We start from the raw sequence: 20,651 nt of genomic DNA, 5'->3' as shown, positions 1-20,651 counted from the left end.
CCCTAATCCTTTCTATTAGTAAAGTATGTCCACTAGCTTAAAAGAGTACGAGGCAAACACATAGAAAGAAAAAAACAAACGATTGTACTAAACTTTTCTTTCATTATTAACTATAAAAACATACCTCTCCTAATTAAAAGCTTGTTTAATTAGAGGCCGTGAATTTAGTCCTACTTCATTTAATGTTTAAGCATCACTTTCTAAAACAAATCTTTTTTCTTTTAAATAAGTCACTCCCTAAAGGTGCACCAGATTTCTCCATCGCTTCACATATACATAGACTTTGTTTGCGCTAATATAGTATGTTTTTCCTTCGCTATTATGAAATATACATTCAGAAAAGCGTACTTAAAAATAAGATATTATTTATAATCAAAACGTTTTCTTCAACAAGTGTTTATTGAACAATATCATAAATAATAGTTCTCTCTACTATCTCTTGGAAATTAGCATAGTTTGTATGAATTCTATATCAAGTAGAAAGCACTCTATCATATAAAGGTAAAATAGTAGGTTAATAAACAAGCCATTTTTTTATTAAAACATAGAATAATATGAACACTATTGAAAGGAGGTAGAAATGAATGTCCTGGAAAAATGATTGCTGGAGTTCTCAAAAAAAGCATTGTTGTAATGATTGGTGGAAATCTAAAGAAAAGCATCATTGTGATGATGATTGGAGTTCTCAGAAAAAGCATTGTAATGATGATTGGTGGAAATCTAAAGAAAAGTGTCATTGTGATGATGATTGGAGTTCTCAGGAAAAACATTGTAATGATGATTGGTGGAAATCTAAAGAAAAGTGTCATCGTGATGATGATTGGAGTTCTAAACGAAATAAGTGTCGTTGTAAATGTTTCTTTATTTGTTGCCATTGAAAAAAGAAAAATTGGTAATATTTTCGATGTCAACTTAAAGGTAAGAATATGTCTTTTGGAACCAATCGGGCTTTTCCGGAAAATTGATCCCACACCTACTTCCTTGCTTTCGCTGAATTTTGAGGTGGGGGCATTACTGTCCGGCAAATAGCAAGATAAATACTAGAATGTAATATATAAAAAGCTGACTGAGTATAGTCAGCTTTTTATATATTAACGCGTAAAGGTTTAAACAGACATATAAGCAGTCACGCTTTGTCATCACCTTGTTGTTGTAAATTAGTATTTCTCCGAATAAACATCCCATAATATCGTATTTAGATTAAAACTATAAAACATACTTAACACCAATAGTAGAATTTTTCTTCTTCATCAACTGCACTTCTTCTCTTTTCATAAAAATAAAAAAGGAGCACTATTTATATAGAGCTCCTTTCTAACTTTATAATTTACTAGACTGCAACCCCTGAATAAACGGAACTACTTCAGGATTCACAAGTGATGATAAATCGCCTAATTCTTTTCCTAAATAAGCGGCTTTAATGACGCGTCGCATTACTTTAGAATTACGCGTTTTCGGTAAATCTCCTACAACGTGAATATCTTTTGGACATAATGCTTTTCCAATATGAGAGTTTACTAAACTCATTAATTCTTTCTTTAATTCTTCAGTAAATGTTACATTGTCTCTTAATACTACAAAACAATGACAAACTTCACCTTTTACATCATCTGGTACTCCAATCGCGGCAGCTTCTATGACATCATTATACTTTACTAGAATAGATTCATATTCAGCAGGTCCAATGCGTTTTCCGGCAATGTTTAGCGTATCATCTGAGCGTCCTGTAATAATATATTGCTCACCATCATAAACCACCCAGTCACCATGAACCCATTTATTTTCAAAACGTGACCAATATGTGTTCACATAACGCTCATCGTCTTCCCAGAAACTTTTCGTCATACCAACCCAAGGTTTCTCTAAACATAATTCTCCAACTGCATCACGAATCGGATTGCCTTGATCATCGAGCACAACCGCAGCCATTCCTGGTAAAGAAGCGTTAAAGCTAATCGGTGCAATTGGTTTAATAAGGACGTTCCCGAAAATCCCACCAGAAATTTCAGTCCCGCCTGAATAGTTACAAATTGGTACATTACTTTTTCCAACTGTTTCAAATAGCCACATCCAAGGATCTGGATTCCAAGGCTCACCTGTTGAAGCAAATACTTCTAAACTCTTAAGTGAATGTTTATTTACATACTTATCACCTTTTGCCATTAACGCACGAATTAATGTTGGTGATATACCGAGATGTGTAATTTCATATTTATCAACTGTCTCCCATAAACGATCTGCTTCTGGGAAGTCCGGAACACCTTCATACATAACCATCGTTGCTCCATTAATGAGAGAACCAAATAGTAAAAATGGTCCCATCATCCATCCCATATCAGTTACCCATAATACGCGGTCACCTTGTTTGATATTCATTCCAAACCCCGCATCAAAAGCTGCTTTTAAAGGAAATCCAGCATGAGTGTGTACTGTCCCTTTCGGTTTTCCAGTAGTACCTGATGTATAAATGAGCATTAATGGATCATCACTATGCATTTCTTCAGCATGTACAAATGGCTTTTCTTTTTCTAACGTACTCCATGAGAAATCATAATTATGCGGTGTAAAATCATTTCCTGCATGACGCACGATAACAACTTTTTCAACAGTTGGACAATGCTCACAAGCTTTATCTACTTCATCTTTTAATGAAACAATTTTACCTCGGCGTGAAAAACCATCTGCAGTAATAATCATTTTAGACCCTGCCGCTTGTACACGTGTCATGACTGCATCAGATGCAAATCCTGAGAATATTGGTGAAATAATTGCTCCGATCTTCATAACCGCTAGCATCGCAACAACTGTTTCTGGAATCATCGGCATATAAATTGTGACACGGTCACCTTTTTCAATACCCGCATGTTTCAAACCGTTTGCAACGCGACTTACCCAGCTATCGAGTTCTTCATATGTAAATGATTTTGAAGTTCCATTTTCTCCTTCATACTGAAGTGCTGGTTGTGTTCTCGTTTCATCATCTGCAAGCCAGCGTGATAACACTGATTCTACAACGTTACATGTTCCGCCATTATACCACTGTGCAAACGGCGTACCATTTTCTAAATCTAGCACTTCTGTATAAGGTTTCATCCATTGATAGCCAACTGCTTTCTCAGCTTCTCCCCAAAACCAAGCTGTTTCTTCAATTGACTTATTATAAAACGTTTCATAATCTTCATACCCCAATGATTTCATCCAACCATATAAACGTGTTTTTTCTTTATACTCTTCTGTTGGAAACCAAACTGCTTGTTTCAATGTTTTCCCCTCCTTGGCTTTTTGAGCAAGAAAGCCCTAAATAGGGCTTTTAAACTGGATAAACAGGATGTTTACGATCCGTAAACACTTGATATTTACTCATATACATTTCGAATCGTCCTTTTAACTCTTCTCTTAAATTGTTCGGATGAACAATACCATCAATGACCATCTCTGATGCTAAATGGTAAATATCAATATCTTTCTTATACTCTTCGCGTTTTTCAGCAATAAAGCTATCACGCTCTTCTTCAGGTAAAGCTGCAATCTTATTTGCATATACAGCATTGACCGCGGCTTCTGGACCCATTACCGCAATAGAAGCTGTTGGTAATGCTAGGCAGCAATCTGGTTCAAAAGCTGGACCTGCCATCGCATATAAACCAGCACCATATGCTTTACGAACAACGATAGAAACTTTCGGTACAGTTGCTTCACTCATTGCGGAAATCATTTTTGCACCGTGACGAATAATACCAGCACGTTCTACTTTTGTACCAATCATAAATCCAGGTACATCTGCAAGGAATAGTAACGGAATATGATATGCATCGCATAAATTAATAAATTTCGCTGCTTTATCAGCTGAATCGTGGAATAATACGCCGCCTTTCATTCGCGGTTGATTTGCAATAATACCAACTGGCTTACCATCAATACGTGCTAAACCTGTAATTAGTTCTTGAGCAAATAATTTTTTCACTTCATAGAAAGAACCTTCATCAATAACTCTATTAATAAGATCTTTCATATTGAAAGGAGCATTTTGATTTTCTGGAATGATTTCTTCTAACGTTTTATCGAATTGTTTCGGTTCTTGAGGTGTAACTAATGGAGTCTTTTCTAAGTAGTTATTTGGAAAATATGAAATGTATTGTCTTGCTTGTGTAATCGCATCTTCTTCTGTCTTACATAAAACATCTCCGCATCCTGATACAGAGCAATGCATACGAGCTCCGCCCATCTCTTCTAACGTTACCTTCTCACCGATAACCATCTCAGCCATACGAGGAGATCCTAAATACATAGATGCATTTCCCTCAACCATCATTACAACGTCACAAAAGGCTGGAATGTAAGCACCACCAGCTGCAGAAGGTCCAAATAACAAGCATACTTGCGGAACTTTACCTGATAATTTCACTTGATTATAGAAGATTCTTCCTGCACCGCGGCGTCCTGGGAACATTTCAACTTGATCAGTAATACGTGCTCCAGCAGAGTCAACTAAATAAAATAATGGAACACGTAATTTTTCTGCCGTTTCTTGAATACGTAAAATCTTTTCGACTGTACGTGCGCCCCATGATCCAGCCTTTACTGTTGAATCATTTGCCATTACGCATGCTGTACGACCATGTATTTTACCCGTTGCTGTTATAACACCATCAGCGGGTAACCCTGTTTGTTCACAATTTGCAAATAATGCATCTTCTACATATTCACCATTATCAAATAAAAGAGCTAAGCGATCTCGAACGAATAGTTTACCTTTCGCTTTGTTTTGTTCATGATATTTTGGTGCGCCGCCTTGTTTAATCGTTTCAACTCGTTCTTCAAATGTATCCGATTGTTGTTTTTGATCTAACATATTTACTCCCCCTTATACATTGGTGTGCGTTTTTCCTTGAATGCCTGTAATCCTTCTAATCTATCTTTCGTATGGATTACACCTTCATACGCTTGTTTTTCCATTTGTAATCCGGTATGTAAATCAACTTGAATACCGTTTGAAATTGCTTCTTTCGCTAATCGAACAGCAATAGGACCATTACTAGCAATTTTCTCTGCTATTTCAATTGCTTTCTCTTCAAGTAAATGAGCTGGTACAACAAATTCTACTAGACCATATTCTTTCGCTTCTTGTGCTGAAATACGTCTTCCTGTATAAATTAATTCTTTCGCTCTACCAACACCAATTAATCTTGGCAATCGCTGCGTACCACCCGCTCCTGGTATAATTGCAAGTGTAGTTTCAGTAAGACCAAGACTTGCAGATTCAGCCGCAATTCTAAAATCACAAGCTAAACTTAATTCCGTACCACCACCAAGCGCGATTCCATTTATAGCAGCAATTACTGGCTGTGGTAATTGTTCAACCATTTCCATAGTAGTGCGAATCATACTAACAGCATGGCGAACTTGTTCTTCATTCATACCAGCGCGTTCTTTTAAATCAGCACCAGCACAAAACGCTTTTTCACCAGCACCTGTTAGAATAACTACACGAGTATTTGACTCTTCATTTATTTGAGTTAATATGTTTTGTAACTCTTCTAATAACGCTAAAGATAATGAGTTGGCTTGTCTTTCACGATATAACGCAATCTTTACAACATGAGGTGTTACATAATCAACTGAAATGTTTTGTAATTGTAGCATCTTCTCACCTACTTATCGTTTTATGTTGAAGCGCTCTATACACATGACTCGGTAATTGGATATTTAATTTACTTTGAATAAATTGACTCGCTCTCAATAACTTCTCTTCATCAATATTCGTTTGGACACCTAACTTATGGAGCATATGAACTAAGTCATCAGTTGCAACATTTCCTGATGCTCCTGGTGCATATGGACAACCGCCAAGACCACCACAAGAACTATCAAATGTTGTAATACCATATTCTAAAGACTTTACTACATTCGCAAGAGCCATTCCGTACGTATTATGGAAGTGCATTGCAAACTGTGAAGCATTATATTTCTTTAATAAATGCTCTAATACTCGCTCTACTTGTAAAGGATTCGCTACTCCGATTGTGTCGCCAAGAGATACTTCATAAATGCCGTATGAAAATAATTGATCACATAATTCGTCAACTGCTACGAGACTTATATCCCCTTCATAAGGACATCCAAATACAGTAGAAACATAGCCCCTTACCTTTTTCCCTTCGAATAATGCCTGTTTTGTTATATCTTCAATTACAACTAATGCTTCTTGAATTGATTTATTAATATTACTTTTATTATGAGATTCACTTGCTGATAAAAAAACATTCACCTCATCTACATTTTGCAAAAAAGCTCGTTCCAAACCATTTTGATTTGGAACAAGCGCTGCATATGTAACATTTGGATCCCTTTTCAGCTCAGAAAACACATCATTTGCATCTGCTAATGCAGGGACCCATTTAGGGTGAACGAATGAGGAAACTTCAACGTACGATAATCCAGCCTCTGTAAGTAGTTGAATCCATTTTACTTTATCTTTTGTGCCAACAATCTTTTTTTCATTTTGTAAGCCATCACGTGGCCCGACTTCTTTAATGACAGCAAAATTAGGTAGTTTCAATTCGCTTCCCCCCTATATCTCCCTATTCAATTTCTAGTAATACATCTCCTTCATTTACAAAATCGCCTTCTTGCACATTAATTTTCATAACTGTGCCAGCTTCTTCTGAAACGATTGGAATTTCCATTTTCATAGATTCCAAAATGACGACATCCTGTTCTTCCTCTACTGTATCCCCTACTCCTACAACAATCTTCCAAACGTTTCCTGCCATCGATGCATATACTTTCGTCATCATTTTTCCCCCTTAGTATTGTTAAATCTTATTTTTTAACAAGTTGTTTCGTTACAAAACCTGTTGTATAAATGCCCTCTTTAAACACTTCGTCCTCTAATACTTGAAGTAGCATTGGCGTGTTCGTCTTAATACCTTCTACTTTTAATTCTTCTAATGCATCATGTAATTTGGAAATTGCTTCTTCACGCGTTTCACCATGAGCAATGACTTTCGCAATCATTGGATCATAGAAAGGTGTAATCGTTACTTGATTCTCCAAAAAGTGATCGATACGTACATTTGTTGGAAGCGTTAAATCTGTAATTTTCCCAGGTGATGGGAAGAAAGTTTTCGGATCTTCTGCATAAATACGTGCCTCGATGGCATGACCACTACGTTTTACATCATCTTGTGTAAACGATAATTTTTCACCATATGCAATTAGAAGTTGTTGTTCTACAAGATCTAAACCAGTAATTTCTTCTGTAACTGGATGCTCTACTTGTAATCTCGTATTCATCTCTAAAAAATAGAAGTTTTTCTGATCATCTACAAGAAACTCAACTGTACCTGCATTTGTATAACCAAGTGCTTTAGCAGCTTGTACAGCAACTTCACCCATCGCTTTTCGTGTACCTTCATCTAAAAATGGTGAAGGTGCTTCTTCAATTACTTTCTGATTTCGGCGCTGTACTGAACATTCACGCTCCCATAAATACACTGTGTTACCATGTGTATCTGCTAAAAGTTGAATTTCAATATGATGTGCATCTGCAATATAGCGCTCTAAATACATTTCTCCGTTACCGAAGAAGTTTTGTGCTCTTGTTTTGTTGCTTTCAAATGCTTTGGTGAGCGTTTGCTCAGTTTCCATCAACTGCATTCCAATGCCTCCGCCGCCTGCGGATGCCTTCAACATTAATGGGTAACCAATTTGTTTAGCAATTTCAATTGCTTCTTCAGCAGTTTCAATATTTGTAGTAATACCTGGAACTACTGGGACATCTGCAGCTTGCATCGCAATACGTGATTCGATTTTACTTCCCATCTTCGTAATGATTTCTTCTGATGGACCGATAAATACGATTCCTTCTTCTTTACAACGAACCGGAAAAGATGGATTCTCAGATAATAATCCATATCCTGGATGGATTGCTTCAGCATTTGTCTTCTTAGCGATTTCAATAATTTTTTCAAGGTTTAAATAGCTTTCTTGGACACGCGGCCCACCTACTAAGTAAGCTTCATTTGCCATTTTTACATGCAAGGCATTTTCATCTGCCTCAGAATAAATAGCAACAGTGCGAATGCCAAGTTTTTGACAAGTTTTCATAATACGAACTGCGATTTCCCCGCGATTAGCAATTAATATTTTTTGAAACATAGTGATTCCTCCTTTTTATCTACATCCTAAATGTCTAGCAATTACGAGACGTTGAATTTCAGAAGTTCCTTCACCAATTTCTAATAGTTTTGCATCACGAATATGTCGTTCTACTTCATATTCACGCATATAGCCGTATCCACCGTGAATTTGTACCGCTTGATTTGCAATGCGACTAGCAGCCTCAGATGCGAAAAGTTTTGCCATAGCCGCTTCTTTACCGAAAGGTTTATCGTTATCTTTTAACCAAGCTGCTTTATGTACTAAATTACGCGCTAGCTCTACTTCAGTCGCCATATCAGCTAATTTAAATTGAATCGCTTGGAAATTAGAAATTGACTTTCCAAATTGTTGACGTTCTTTCGCATATTGCAGTGCACGTTCAAATGCAGATTGCGCAATACCAACAGCTAATGCTGCGATTGAAATACGTCCTCCATCAAGTGTATATAAGAATTGTTTAAATCCTTTATTTACATCACCAAGTATGTTTTCTTTCGGTACACGTACACTATCAAGTACGATTTCACATGTATTAGAAGCACGTACGCCCATCTTATCGTAAGGGCTTGAAATCGTTAACCCTTCACTAGTAGTCGGTACGATAAATGCAGAAATACGTTTTCTACCATTCTCTTCAACACCGTTGACAGCGGTTACAATAATTGTGTTTGCATACTCTGCATTTGTAATCCAACACTTCTCACCACTAATAACATACTCGTCTCCATCTAATATAGCTTTCGTTTGTGTACCACCTGCATCAGATCCAGCATTCGGCTCAGTTAGTCCGAAAGCACCTAACGTTTTGCCTGATGCCATTGGAACTAAATATTTCTGTTTTTGTTCTTCTGTACCGAAATAATAAATTGGAGAAGCACCTAATGAAATTGTTGCAGCGTAACTTAATCCTGTTCCACCACAAGCACGACCAATTTCTTCAACTGCTAACGCGTACGATACAGTATCGCCACCTGAACCTCCATACTCTTCTGGGAATGGGATACCTAATAATCCTAGTTCGCCCATTTTTTGAAATGTTTCATATGGAAATTCTGCAGTTTTGTCATAATATACAGCTTTCGGTGCGATTTCCTTTTCAGCAAAGTCACGTACCATTTCTTTAATCATTTGTTTTTCGCGAGTTAGAGTAAATTCCATTCCGCTACACACCCCTTATCGAATATTGAGTTTCGACAGCGTGCGAGTTTCTACTACAAACATTACGAATGAAAAGACAAGAATATTAGTTAGATAATTGTTATAATTCTGTCATAATTTAATTTTAAAACAGATTCTGTACTAATGCCTGTACTAATGCACAAAAAAATTCCTACATTGTTCTACAACAACATAGGAGTTTTATTGTCGAATTATGTAATTTTTTGTTTAATAATCTCTACCTTTACCTGAATCTGAAATCTCTACCAAAGCTTCAGGATATGGTTCGAAATATGTTTGTCTTAATAAATACTTTTCATCAAATCGAAGAGCCCATGATTTTAAAATTGCAAGTAAGCTACTAAGCGGAATTTTCTTTTCTTTATATTTTTGTATCAGATCTAAAAAATGATCTTTTTCTTGTTTTTTCAGCTTTGTTTTAAAGTATCCAAAAATATGCTCACATACATTTACATTCGATGTATAGCGGGGTGTGCGCATAAATAATTCATATAAAGTCTTCTCATAGTTTTCAAATACAACTTCAATCTTTTCATTTTTGTGATTTGCAATAATACGTCCTAATTCCTTTTGTTTTACCTGATTATATGCCATAAATAAATATTTATTATCCGATTGAAATGATACGAGGTCTTTCATATTTTTATTCCGTTTCATCATCTTGTAATATGCGATTGTAAATAACCTTGTAAAGAAATGTTCTCTAATAATAAAATTCGACAATCTACCTTCTTCTTCAATTGGAAGATGCGAAAAATTTTTTATTACTGCTCCGCCAAATAAACCAGGTCCCTTTCCTTTTGCTGGTGCTTTTTCAAAACCAGAATAAATTTTCACATCACGCGTACCACAACTTGGCGAACGATTCTTTAAAATAAAACCATCCACATCTGATATCGTTTGTAAAAAGTCATTTGAAAACTGCTCCATTTTTTCAGTTACATCTTCTCGTGTCGACGGTTGCACAAGTCTATTCACACCATTTTCTTCTACAATTCGTATCGTTTCACGAGGAGTCCCCAATCCAATCTCGACTTCTGGACAAACAGGTATAAATGTAACAAATGGCTGTAAGTTTCGTATTGTTACATCCGGAATCATCTCTCCATTATAACGACAAGCATCAAATTCTAAACATTTACTTACAACAATTGTTGGTTTTGCGAATTGTCGCATTTCATTACCTCCTTTGTACTAGTCCGTACTATATAAATTGTACTAAGTTTAGTATCGTAATCAAAGTTTGTTTTATTTATATTTTAATGCACATATCCAATGCCATTTTAACAGTTATTTAGCTCTACGACGTAAAGATGTTCGATTTAAAATCATGGTTTGATACTATCACAAATGAATAATGCACAAAAGAGTTGGAGAATGTAATACGTAAGAAAGGAGGGAAATTTATGAAGAAAAAATTATCATCTATTTTAAGTGTTTTAGCACTATCTATTATGTTTTTAGGTACATCTGCCCAAGCTGAATACGATGGAAATCATATGAATAGAGTTAATAACACTGATATTTCAACTCGAGTTAATGACAATAACTTAGACAGAGTTAATAATGATGTGAGAACTCGAAATGTAAATACGACAAATGATTTAAATGATAATCGTGATAGAAATAATAATTGGGCTTGGCTCGGTTTATTAGGACTAGCAGGATTATTAGGTCTTAGAAGAAGAGACAAAGAAGTACGTTAATCTAGAATGTTTTTCGTAAACAAGTACTTATTTATCAAAAATATATAATGGATATAAATCGCCTTTTTAAAGGCGATTTATCATTCCACTTAAATTGGAAAGCATGTGATTCACACTTCAACGATTAAATTCTTGGTGTTAATCCGTACAATATAAATTGAATCGTATTTTCAATTTCTGCTTCATCATCCCATTTTTCTTCAGGCAATAATAAAAATCGTGTTAATAATAAACCTAATACAGCTGATAAAGTAAGTCGTAAAACAGCAGTTGGGGGCATTTCAATAATTTCCCCTTCTTCTTGAAACTTTGCAATCAACTTTTTAAAATGTGAAAATAATTCTGTTTCAACTAACTGTTGTATTTCATTTTTCAGTTCCGGCTGAAATGGTACTTCTTGAATTAATATTTTTATCATTGGAAAATGCTTTTTTGCAAATTCAAATCTATTATGAATAACAACTCTTAGAAGCCCTTCATATGATTCATGCTCTAATTTAAATATTTCCTTTGCGAATGCTTGTACGAAAAATGGTGCAGCAAACTTCGTTAATGTCGGCATAACGACTGCTAACAATAAATCTTTTTTCGTTTTATAGTAGCGGAAGATTGTTCCTTCCGCTACACCAGCCCGCTTTGCAATTTCACTTGTTGAAGTTGAAGCGTAGCCTTTTTCTCCAAACATATCAACAGCCGCCTCTAATATACGCATTTGACGTTCATTTCGTTTATCCGTATTAGTTGCAACAATTAATTCTTCTAGCCAATCTTTCTGCATTTATAAAGCTCCTTTTTGTCATTATTATATTTTGCGATGTTTCTTTAAAGCAAATACATTTCCTACTGCAAATAATAGTGAAAAAAGTAATAATACAGTAAGATCTAATGCAATCTCTGTAAATCCTTGATTTCGAATCATCACTTGTCTCATTGCGTCAGCGCCATATGTGAGCGGAAATAACTTTCCTAACATTTGAAGCCACTTATTCATAGATTCAATTGGAAACAAACCAGAAAAGAAAATTTGTGGCACAATGACAAGCGGTATAAACTGGATCATTTGAAATTCATTATTTGCGTACGCTGATAAAAACGTCCCTAAAGTTAATGCCGTTAAAGAAAGCATACATGTAATAAGTAGGGTTAGCCATATGGAACCAGCTACATACAAATCTAAAATGTAAACGGAAAAACTTACGATACTAATAGATTGTATAAAGGCAAAGATTCCAAAACCAATAATATACCCTGCGACTATTTCCCATCTTCTTACTGGAGTGGATAATAACCTTTCTAACGTACCACTTAAACGTTCTCTTACGAAAGACACCCCTGATAAAATGAATACAAAGAAAAATGTAAAGAAACCGATTAATACAGGACCAAGCCCATCAAACATTGTAAAGTCTTTAGAGCCATGTAAATAATTCACTTCAGGTTTCATTATCGAAACATCGTTCTTCTCTGTACTTTTTTGTAATATTTGAAGTACAGCACGATTTTTTGACGAATCACTACCTTCTAATACAATATTCATTTTTCCATTTTCTAAACGAATTACTGCATCTACCATTTGATTTTCTAGCTCAGACATTGCCTTTTCTTTACTATATTCATAAATTGACACTTCCTGATTTTTCATCACTTTTACTACCTGAGCCGGCATATCAACAACTGCGATATGCGGTACATAGTCTTTTTGTGTAAACACTAGCGATAATAACCAAAGTAATAACATAGGTGCTCCAAACATCATGGCTAACGAACGCTTATCTCGAAAAAATTGGCGAATAATACGAATAATTACACCAGTAACTCTCATGATAGGGCCACCTCTTCCAACAAAAAGACATCTTCAATCCGTCCTGATGATACCAGATTTTTCAATTCTTCAGGCGCTCCAGTCGCAACTAGCTTTCCTTCTCTAATCAACCCTAGACGCTCACAAAACTCAGCTTCATCCATAATGTGTGTCGTTACAATTATCGTTGTACCTTTCTTTTTCAAATCATAAAATGTTTCCCAAATCGTTTTTCTAAGAAGTGGATCTATCCCCACTGTTGGCTCATCTAAAATTAATATTTCAGGTTCATGAATGAGTGCTATTGCTAATGCTAAACGCTTCTTCATACCACCCGAAAAATGCTGTACTTGCTTTTTCATATGTTGTGATAATTGAACAAGATCAAAAGCCTCTTCAATTCTTTCTTTTTTATGCTTTCCCTTTAATCCATACATTGTTGCCATAAAATCTGCATTTTCATATGCTGATAATTCTTCATATAATGCATCAGCCTGAGCCATATAACCAATTCTTTTCATTTCATTTAAATTAGGCATGTTCGTGTTGTAAACAAACACCTCACCTTTAGTCGGCTCATTAATACCAGCAATCAATTTAATAAGTGTCGTTTTCCCTGAACCAGAAGGCCCAACTAAACCAAATATCTCTGCTTTTTCAACTTGTAATGAAAGATTGTGTAAAACTTCTTTTTTTCCAAAACTTTTTGATACAGTCCGTAAAATAATGGCAGGTTGCTGCACGTATTCTTCCCCCTTTTTCAAAATGAGTGAGTACTCACTTTTATTTTACTCTTGCGTAATTATATGTCAAACTTCATTGATTAGTATGGTTTTCCGTCAACAATATTAAACAATGAAACAGAGTCGACATTAGAATATCCTTTCTTAAAGTCGACTCTGTTTCATTTAAATTATATAATTTGCTTTACGTTTTTAAATTCATATATTTCCTAATTCTAGCAACATCTAAAGAATATTCGATAACTAATTGCTGTAACGGTAAAATAACTGTGTCAGGATATAAATGTGCATATTGTAATGTTTCCGCATATTTTTCTAACCTTTTTTCTAAATACTTTATAATTTGATCAGGATGACTTACTAATAAACATTTGCAATAATAATGTATTTGTTCCTCAATCGCCGTATATTCTTCAATTTCATATTCTTTATGCATGTGTACACCCCTTTAAGTTTTTTCACATGAGTTACTTATCACATTTTTCACTCGACTAATTTTTAAGTTTTTTGATTATTTACACTATAACAAACTCTTCGGGTCAAATTTTGTTACTTTATGTAACGTAGAAAATTTTTAACAAAATTGTAATGTTAACTTGTATAAAATGCATATGTCCTATTTTTTCTGTATAGAAAAGTCGTACAGTTCAATTTAACTGTACGACTACAAGTTCTGGCCTATTAAAAATTCTTTGCGGAATGATACTATTACCTAATCCTATACTCACTACCATAGACGTATTTTGTTTTTTTATATAAACCGACTGTATATTTAGGTAAAACACCTTGATTTGGAGCCACTAATTTGCTGATAAATAGTAACTAAATTGTCCACCCTGAGCGTGTCCTGATAAAACTATATCTATTTGCTCATCAGCATAATTCTGAATAAATTTAGGTCTAAAGAATAAATTATCTATTTCTCCTATTTGTAGATATACTCCTATGTAATCCGTAATTTTCCTTATCGGATAAATTTAAAAAATTATTTCCCTACACATTGAGATTACAAGTTGTATAAGGAAGCTCTTCTTTTTTCCATGCAAGAAATCCTCCCTTTAGATTAACCACTTCCTTTATACCAGCTCTTTGTAAAATACTAGCTGCTATAGCGGAACGCAATCCGGTTCGACATTGTAAAACGATTGAGCAATCCTTTGGTATACAATCTAGCTGCTTAAATAGATTTCCTAAAGGGATATGTATTGCATCATAAAGATGTCCTTCCTTCCACTCTTTTTTACTACGCACGTCGATTACCTTAACGCTTCCATCTTTTATATGTGGATATAATTCAATTGATGTTTTTTCTTTGTAACTTTCAAACCTATCAAGTCTTTGTATAACTTGTAAGGGTGCAAAAGCAATAATATTATCTAGCCCAATAGATTCAAAGTCTCTAATAACCTCCTCAACTCTAACTTTTTCCTCATCTAGAATGATTATAGTTTCTGTTTTATAATCTAGTAACCATCCACACCAGGTTGTAAAGGAATTGTTATACGGTATGTTAATTGATTTCTCGATGTGACCAGAAGCAAAACTCTCTACATCCCTTATATCAACTATTTGCTGAACACTCCTCATAACTTCTTGAAGTTCTTTTACTGTTTTAATAGCAAAAACTTCTCTCTTCTTACGAATTGGTGGACCGTACTTATTTAAATCCTTCATTAATGAAAAATATTTTGGAGGCTCTGGCTGTCCCGTCAATAAAGTCGATACAAAATCACTTTCTTCATTACACTGAAATGCCCAATTGAACATCTTTTCATAACCTAATGTAGAAGTTGGAATTGCTCCTAATGCTTTTCCACATGCGCTTCCTGCACGATGTGATGGCCATATCTGCAAATAATCAGGGAGTATTTTTATTTTTTGTATAGAATTAAATAATTGTTTCGCTCCTATTTTTGCAGTATCTTTCATACCTACAGCGGTTTCTAATAAGTCCGGCCTTCCTATATCTCCTACAAAAATAAAATCACCTGTGAATATTCCTATTGGCTTATCATTCGTATAATTATTTTGACTTGTATCAGTTACTAAAAAAGAAATACTTTCAGGCGTATGCCCTGGCGTGTGCATTACATTAAATTTTATATGACCTACTTTAAACTCTGAGCCCTCTCTAACTAATTTGTATCGACCTTCGTTAAGATATTGATATTTCCAATCACAATCCCCTTCATCAGATACATATAAATTGGCATGATAAAGAGTAGAAAGTTCTCTAGACCCAGAAAGAAAATCTGCATGAATGTGAGTTTCAGCCGCAGCTATTACTTCCATCCCCTCTTTCTTAGCAAACTCTATATATTGTTCTATATAGCGACCCGGGTCTATTACAATTGCTACACCTTCCTTCTGACAACCTACTAAATAGGAAGCATGTGCTAATTTTTCATCATAAAAATATTTTAAAAGCATAGCTATTCCCTCCAATTAGTTATTTCAAATTGCTTTTCAATTTTAATTTTTATAACCACTCTCTCTTTTCTCTTATAGGATCCCTTTCAACATAAAATTCCAATACATATAGGGCAACATATATCTTTTTAGTAAAAACATACTATACCGTTCTTTCGCTTGATTAAATGGAAACGTTTCTTGAGGCTCATGTTTATAGTTAAATTCAGCGAGTATCAGACTTTTATAACCAGTAATAATCGGACAAGATGTATACCCATCATATTTAGCCTGCAAGTCTCTTCCGTTAAGTACGTCCATAATATTTTGTTTTAAGATAGGTATTTGTTTTCGAATTGCCGCTCCAGTTTTAGAGGTGGGTAAATTGGTACAATCTCCAAGTCCGAAAATATTCTTATACTGCACATGTTGTAAAGTATAAGGGTTTATATCTACCCACCCCTGAGAATCACTTATTTCACTCTCTTTCATAAAATTAGGTGGCCCCATTGGTGGAACAACATGGATCATACTGTATGGTACAGTTTCTCTTTTCAGTGTTTGTGTATCTTCAAAAATTGCTTCTCTCTTTTCGGCAATAATTTCTACTAAGTTTTTATTATAATTTGTTATAATTTGCTTTCTTTCTAGTACTTGTTCTAATGTATTAGCATATCGTGGAACCTGAAATATGTTTGCGTTCGCGGTATAAAACATTACTTTACTTTTGTTTCTTACACCGTTATTAGAAAAATACTCTTCTGCTAAATACATAATCTTTTGTGGGGCACCACCGCATTTAATAGGAGTATTGGGGTGGGTAAAAACCGCATTTCCTCCTTTAAATTTTTTAATTTCTTTCCAAGTAGAATCAACATATTTATAAGAGTAATTGCTACAAACCCCATTAGTCCCAATAGACTCTTTTAAACCTTTAATACCGTCCCAATTTATTTGTATACCGGCTGCTACAATAAGAATTTCATACTCAAGCAGCAGTCCATCATCTAAAAGTAGCTTATTTTCATCCGGAAACAACTTAATAACACTTTTAGGGATCCATGTTGCCCCTTTTGGAATAAGCAATTCTTGATCACGCATCGTAATTTCCTTTGAAACAATTCCTCCCCCCACTAAACTCCATAGTGGTTGAAAGAAATGTTTTTTTGACGGATCAATAATTGCAATACTTTCTTTCAATAGGGGTACATTTCGTAACAAATGTGCAGTAGAAGATATTCCAGCAGTCCCAGCACCAATTACAATAATTTTATAACTATCTCTGGCCTTCATTATCCTCTTCCTATCTAAAATTGATTTTTAAAATAACTATTTAGTAGCCTTATTTTCATCGTAATAACATTATTATAATTTAAAAACACCATGTATTTATTTGATTAAAATGAAAATTTTGTTAATTTAACTGTCAATATTACTTTATGCGTAAATCTCCTATGTTACTTCCATCTTTTATATTTCTCAATGCTAGTCTTCTTCCTATCTTACTTTAATTACAAATTCTCTCTAAGCTCAAATCTATCTTTCTCTTCTTTTTCCAAGCTTTTAATCGTTCCAGAATTAACAGAAAACTTCGCCGTAATGTCAGCTATTGAATGATAACCATCTTATAAAATAAGTTCCATTCATCCAAAAAACACCCCTGATTTCCATTATTCATAGGAAATTAGGGGTGTTTATCGGTATATAAACCTTTAAAATTATTAATAAGTCTTCTATTAAAATATAAATGGTTAAACAGATGAAAAAACTTCGACTGTTATATTATCCCTTATTTCTTATATACATGTGCTATTTTATCAATGCAATTTGTCCAAATTCCACCTGTATAATCTTCAGGAAGACGTTTTATATCTTCAGATGAGTCAAATCCACTTGAAAACCCAGACCCATTTCCTCCTACAATGATAACTCGAGTATCTGCTTTATCCATTCGATTAAGAAAACGATTTGGCTATCCCCAAAAGCCAAGGAGCTACTTTGTCTGGTATATGTAATTCTCCATGCTTCAGGCTTGAAGGTATGTAGCCAGTCCATCCTAATGCCATATAAGTAATAAGATTTTTTTTCATGGTCGCTTTTGACAATGTTCGTAAACTAGGGATGCGCTCTTTTATCGCAGCAATTGGTTTATCGCCACCATATACAGTTAGTTGATTAAGGCGCTTCGCTGGTAATTTCTTGAGGTGAGTAGCCAATTGGATTCCTTCATTTTCATCATCACTTTTAATATGAATAAGAAAAGAACGGTCTGGAAAATGGGTAAGTACTTCATCAAGTGTTGGCATAAGATTAATCCCTTTTCCACGAAACGGGAATGTTTTACCCCCATCAGCTGTATAACCGTAACCAATATCAAGTGCTTGTAATTCTTTTGTTGTAAAATCTCTTCTACAAATGAGCAAACTAAATAAAAAATAGCCTCGTATTTTATTACTAGAGAAATCGACCCTGTATTTTTTTACAGGATCTTTGTTTATTTTATTTACTTTTACTAGCTTTTTTGAAAATTGTAATCTAATACTAGATTTCTGAATGTATACTACACTAAACATTAGTTAACACTATACACATAGCGTTAACTATCTTAATTGAATGTTAGTAATAGTAAGTATAAAGAATAGCTAATTGTTAAATATTTTACGCTTATACATTATAATGGAATAGTTATTGTATATTGGCATTAAGAGGAGCGTCCGGATTAAGCGCTTCTCCTTTTTATACAGTAGGGTTTTGGTTAACATTCACTTATCTACCATCAAATATATACAGATTTGAAACTTTATAGTAAAAACCTTCACACCCTTTATTTTAATTATATTAATATAAAGGGTGTGATAAATTAATGGAACAACTTGACTTTAGTGCTTTAGAACAACCACTATTTTTGTTAGCACTTCAATTAATTGCATTTATATTGATCATTTATATCGTATACAGAATCTTACACAACACCATATTAAAATTAAATAGCCTAAATGGACTGCACATGCGATAGCTACGGTATTTTCCCTCGTTAGTGCCTATCAATCTTTTATGAATTTCATTTAAAAACATTTTTCTTTATTTCTCTCCTTTGTAGAGGAATCTATCCTTTACCATGCAAAAACGTCAGGCAACTTAATTGTTTGCCTGACGTTTTTGCCGTTAGTTATTTTCAAATAACTATTTTGTTAAGTTTTGCTCCATCCATTTTTTATACGTCTTTCCGCTAAGCATATTTGTCCAGAAAATCCTATATTATTGAACAGAATTATCGACTCTCAATTTACAATTTTCACTTTCAATATTGTAACCATCTATAATGGAACTATACTTTTTCAAGGGAGGAATCTAATGTATATATCAAATAGGATTGGCTTATTTAGCTGGATTGCAACTTGCCTATACTTTTTAATTGAACCTTTCTTTATTTTCACTTCTACAGCACCTTATAACTATTTGCATCATGCAATGAGTGACCTAGGTGTAACAACCTGTGGAGAATTCACCTACGAAATAGCGCCTTATGAAATATGCTCCCCTAATCACTTTTGGATGAATTTACTCTTTATTCTTAATGGAATAACATTTTGTATTGGAGTACTATTTATTTCACAACATCTAGAAAAAACAAAAATTAATAAAATAGCAACATTTTTTATACTTATAATAGGAGTCTCTACTATAGTTTCAGGATTAATCCCTGCAGATATAAACCTAATTGGACATTCTATTCTAGTTTGGATAGGTATGCTTACTGTATTTCCTGGATTATTTATTTTTGCTAAGAATCTTAAAAAAGATGGAAAATGGACATATTTCTGTTTACTAAGCTTAATAGTAATAACAATCCTTATCTCACTTGTTTTTCTTTTCCCCTTACCTGCAGGCCTACTACAAAGACTTTTTTACTTGGTTCTTTTCGTTTGGGGAACTGTATCAACCTACAAATTGATAAAATAAAGTTTTTATACAAAAATGCACATTTATCAGGAACATACGTAAAATAATCATGATCAACTCAGTGGTAGTTATTGAGCACCTTTTATGGCGCTTTTTATTTGCAACTAAATAGAGATTTTTTTAAAATTTCATAAAACTTCTCTTTACACAAATAAGTTCAAAATTATCTATTTAGCATATATAATACTTTTAAGCAGTTTAAATTCTATACATAGGTAATGGAGGCATTAAAATGGGGAGTATCCCAAATTCACTACCACAACAATCAATCTCAAAAATACAAATTAATCCTAGCAAGAACCCACAAACGAATAAAAAGCTAAGACGTCGCCTTTTATTAGCACTTGCTTTTATGCTACCTATGGTTATTTCCATTCAAATCTCCATTTATAAGCAAGAACAAATGATTCAAGAAAAACAAATTACACTAAATAAAGAAAAGAAAAGATTGTCTGAATTAGAACTCATAGGACGTTATTATGAAAACGATATTAAAACTTTAACAGAGAGCGAAAAAGGTATTTTAAAGTTCGCAAGGAAATTGTATGGATTCTCTAGACCTGATGAAACTATATTTCAAATAAATGAATAGTTTTTCAAGACATAAGCGATTGTCATTAATCATGAAGTGATTTAATGATAAAAAATACATACAATAAGTACCCTATACATCATATTAGATTAAAT

General features: G+C 34.1%; 18 protein-coding genes and 3 pseudogenes. 5 read left to right on the top strand and 16 right to left on the bottom strand.

Going from position 1 to position 20,651, the window contains the following annotated elements; genetic code table 11:
• The first annotated feature begins 564 nt into the window (after positions 1-564).
• Positions 565-1,029 carry a hypothetical protein gene (locus tag EKQ63_RS30580; RefSeq protein WP_190240630.1) on the top strand — a complete coding sequence of 155 codons (465 nt, stop codon included), beginning with the start codon at positions 565-567 and terminating at the stop codon, positions 1,027-1,029.
• A 291-nt stretch (positions 1,030-1,320) separates the two neighbouring features.
• On the opposite strand, the gene EKQ63_RS13630 is transcribed toward EKQ63_RS30580, so the two are convergent.
• The 8 genes from EKQ63_RS13630 to EKQ63_RS13595 form a co-directional block, all read right to left on the bottom strand.
• Positions 1,321-3,261, bottom strand: coding sequence for an AMP-binding protein (locus tag EKQ63_RS13630; RefSeq protein WP_087996954.1), 1,941 nt, complete (start codon positions 3,259-3,261; stop codon positions 1,321-1,323).
• A gap of 49 nt (positions 3,262-3,310) precedes the next feature.
• A complete protein-coding gene (locus tag EKQ63_RS13625; RefSeq protein WP_087953714.1) occupies positions 3,311-4,852 on the bottom strand; it encodes an acyl-CoA carboxylase subunit beta in 1,542 nt (513 codons plus the stop codon).
• Positions 4,853-4,854: 2 nt separating this feature from the next.
• Positions 4,855-5,643, bottom strand: a complete 789-nt coding sequence (locus EKQ63_RS13620; RefSeq protein ID WP_087953715.1) for an enoyl-CoA hydratase — start codon at positions 5,641-5,643, stop codon at positions 4,855-4,857.
• 4 nt (positions 5,644-5,647) lie between these two features.
• Positions 5,648-6,559 carry a hydroxymethylglutaryl-CoA lyase gene (gene mvaB / locus EKQ63_RS13615; protein WP_087953716.1) on the bottom strand — a complete coding sequence of 304 codons (912 nt, stop codon included), beginning with the start codon at positions 6,557-6,559 and terminating at the stop codon, positions 5,648-5,650.
• A 22-nt stretch (positions 6,560-6,581) separates the two neighbouring features.
• The gene (locus EKQ63_RS13610) at positions 6,582-6,797 is read right to left on the bottom strand and encodes an acetyl-CoA carboxylase biotin carboxyl carrier protein subunit (protein ID WP_001985297.1); all 216 of its coding nucleotides are present in this window, start codon (positions 6,795-6,797) and stop codon (positions 6,582-6,584) included.
• 25 nt (positions 6,798-6,822) lie between these two features.
• Positions 6,823-8,160 carry an acetyl-CoA carboxylase biotin carboxylase subunit gene (locus EKQ63_RS13605; RefSeq protein WP_087953717.1) on the bottom strand — a complete coding sequence of 446 codons (1,338 nt, stop codon included), beginning with the start codon at positions 8,158-8,160 and terminating at the stop codon, positions 6,823-6,825.
• A gap of 15 nt (positions 8,161-8,175) precedes the next feature.
• Positions 8,176-9,321 carry an acyl-CoA dehydrogenase gene (locus tag EKQ63_RS13600; RefSeq protein ID WP_087953718.1) on the bottom strand — a complete coding sequence of 382 codons (1,146 nt, stop codon included), beginning with the start codon at positions 9,319-9,321 and terminating at the stop codon, positions 8,176-8,178.
• Between the two features lie 228 nt (positions 9,322-9,549).
• On the bottom strand, positions 9,550-10,518 hold the full coding sequence (locus EKQ63_RS13595) for a YbgA family protein (protein ID WP_087953719.1): 969 nt from the start codon (positions 10,516-10,518) through the stop codon (positions 9,550-9,552).
• Between the two features lie 230 nt (positions 10,519-10,748).
• Between EKQ63_RS13595 and EKQ63_RS13590 the strand changes: the two genes are divergently transcribed.
• Complete coding sequence (locus tag EKQ63_RS13590) at positions 10,749-11,048, top strand: WGxxGxxG family protein (protein WP_000728148.1); 300 nt, start codon at positions 10,749-10,751, stop codon at positions 11,046-11,048.
• 124 nt (positions 11,049-11,172) lie between these two features.
• Here the strand turns inward: EKQ63_RS13590 and EKQ63_RS13585 are convergent, their stop codons facing one another.
• The 8 genes and pseudogenes from EKQ63_RS13585 to EKQ63_RS13550 all read right to left on the bottom strand — a co-directional run.
• Positions 11,173-11,826, bottom strand: a complete 654-nt coding sequence (locus EKQ63_RS13585) for a TetR/AcrR family transcriptional regulator (protein WP_087953720.1) — start codon at positions 11,824-11,826, stop codon at positions 11,173-11,175.
• 24 nt (positions 11,827-11,850) lie between these two features.
• A complete protein-coding gene (locus EKQ63_RS13580; RefSeq protein ID WP_143881133.1) occupies positions 11,851-12,870 on the bottom strand; it encodes an ABC transporter permease in 1,020 nt (339 codons plus the stop codon).
• Complete coding sequence (locus EKQ63_RS13575) at positions 12,867-13,592, bottom strand: ABC transporter ATP-binding protein (RefSeq protein WP_088328290.1); 726 nt, start codon at positions 13,590-13,592, stop codon at positions 12,867-12,869. The genes EKQ63_RS13580 and EKQ63_RS13575 overlap by 4 nt, the downstream gene beginning before the upstream one ends.
• 184 nt (positions 13,593-13,776) lie before the next feature.
• Positions 13,777-14,028, bottom strand: a complete 252-nt coding sequence (locus tag EKQ63_RS13570; protein ID WP_000548621.1) for a hypothetical protein — start codon at positions 14,026-14,028, stop codon at positions 13,777-13,779.
• 211 nt (positions 14,029-14,239) lie between these two features.
• Positions 14,240-14,503: pseudogene (locus EKQ63_RS13565) on the bottom strand (metallophosphoesterase); the annotation flags it as partial.
• Between the two features lie 82 nt (positions 14,504-14,585).
• Entirely contained in the window at positions 14,586-16,022 is a 1,437-nt protein-coding gene (locus EKQ63_RS13560) for an MBL fold metallo-hydrolase (protein ID WP_143881132.1), read from the bottom strand.
• Between the two features lie 72 nt (positions 16,023-16,094).
• Complete coding sequence (locus EKQ63_RS13555; protein WP_143881131.1) at positions 16,095-17,294, bottom strand: FAD/NAD(P)-binding oxidoreductase; 1,200 nt, start codon at positions 17,292-17,294, stop codon at positions 16,095-16,097.
• Positions 17,295-17,790: 496 nt separating this feature from the next.
• Positions 17,791-18,409 (bottom strand): annotated as a pseudogene (locus EKQ63_RS13550) (glycerophosphodiester phosphodiesterase); the annotation flags it as partial.
• 455 nt (positions 18,410-18,864) lie between these two features.
• Between EKQ63_RS13550 and EKQ63_RS13545 the strand changes: the two are divergent.
• The 3 genes and pseudogenes from EKQ63_RS13545 (at position 18,865) to EKQ63_RS13535 (ending at position 20,556) form a co-directional block, all read left to right on the top strand.
• Positions 18,865-19,070, top strand: a pseudogene (locus tag EKQ63_RS13545) (hypothetical protein).
• Between the two features lie 285 nt (positions 19,071-19,355).
• Positions 19,356-19,964: a DUF998 domain-containing protein gene (locus EKQ63_RS13540; protein WP_087952268.1), complete on the top strand. Its 609-nt coding sequence runs from the start codon at positions 19,356-19,358 to the stop codon at positions 19,962-19,964.
• A gap of 232 nt (positions 19,965-20,196) precedes the next feature.
• Positions 20,197-20,556, top strand: a complete 360-nt coding sequence (locus EKQ63_RS13535; protein WP_087952269.1) for an FtsB family cell division protein — start codon at positions 20,197-20,199, stop codon at positions 20,554-20,556.
• Positions 20,557-20,651 lie beyond the last annotated feature (95 nt).

Origin of the sequence: Bacillus sp. BD59S (genome assembly GCF_007363175.1) — a bacterium.
Taxonomy (GTDB): Bacteria; Bacillota; Bacilli; order Bacillales; family Bacillaceae_G; genus Bacillus_A; species Bacillus_A pacificus.
Note: the sequence above shows the minus strand (reverse complement) of the source record. Positions and strands in the feature narration are given on the sequence as shown.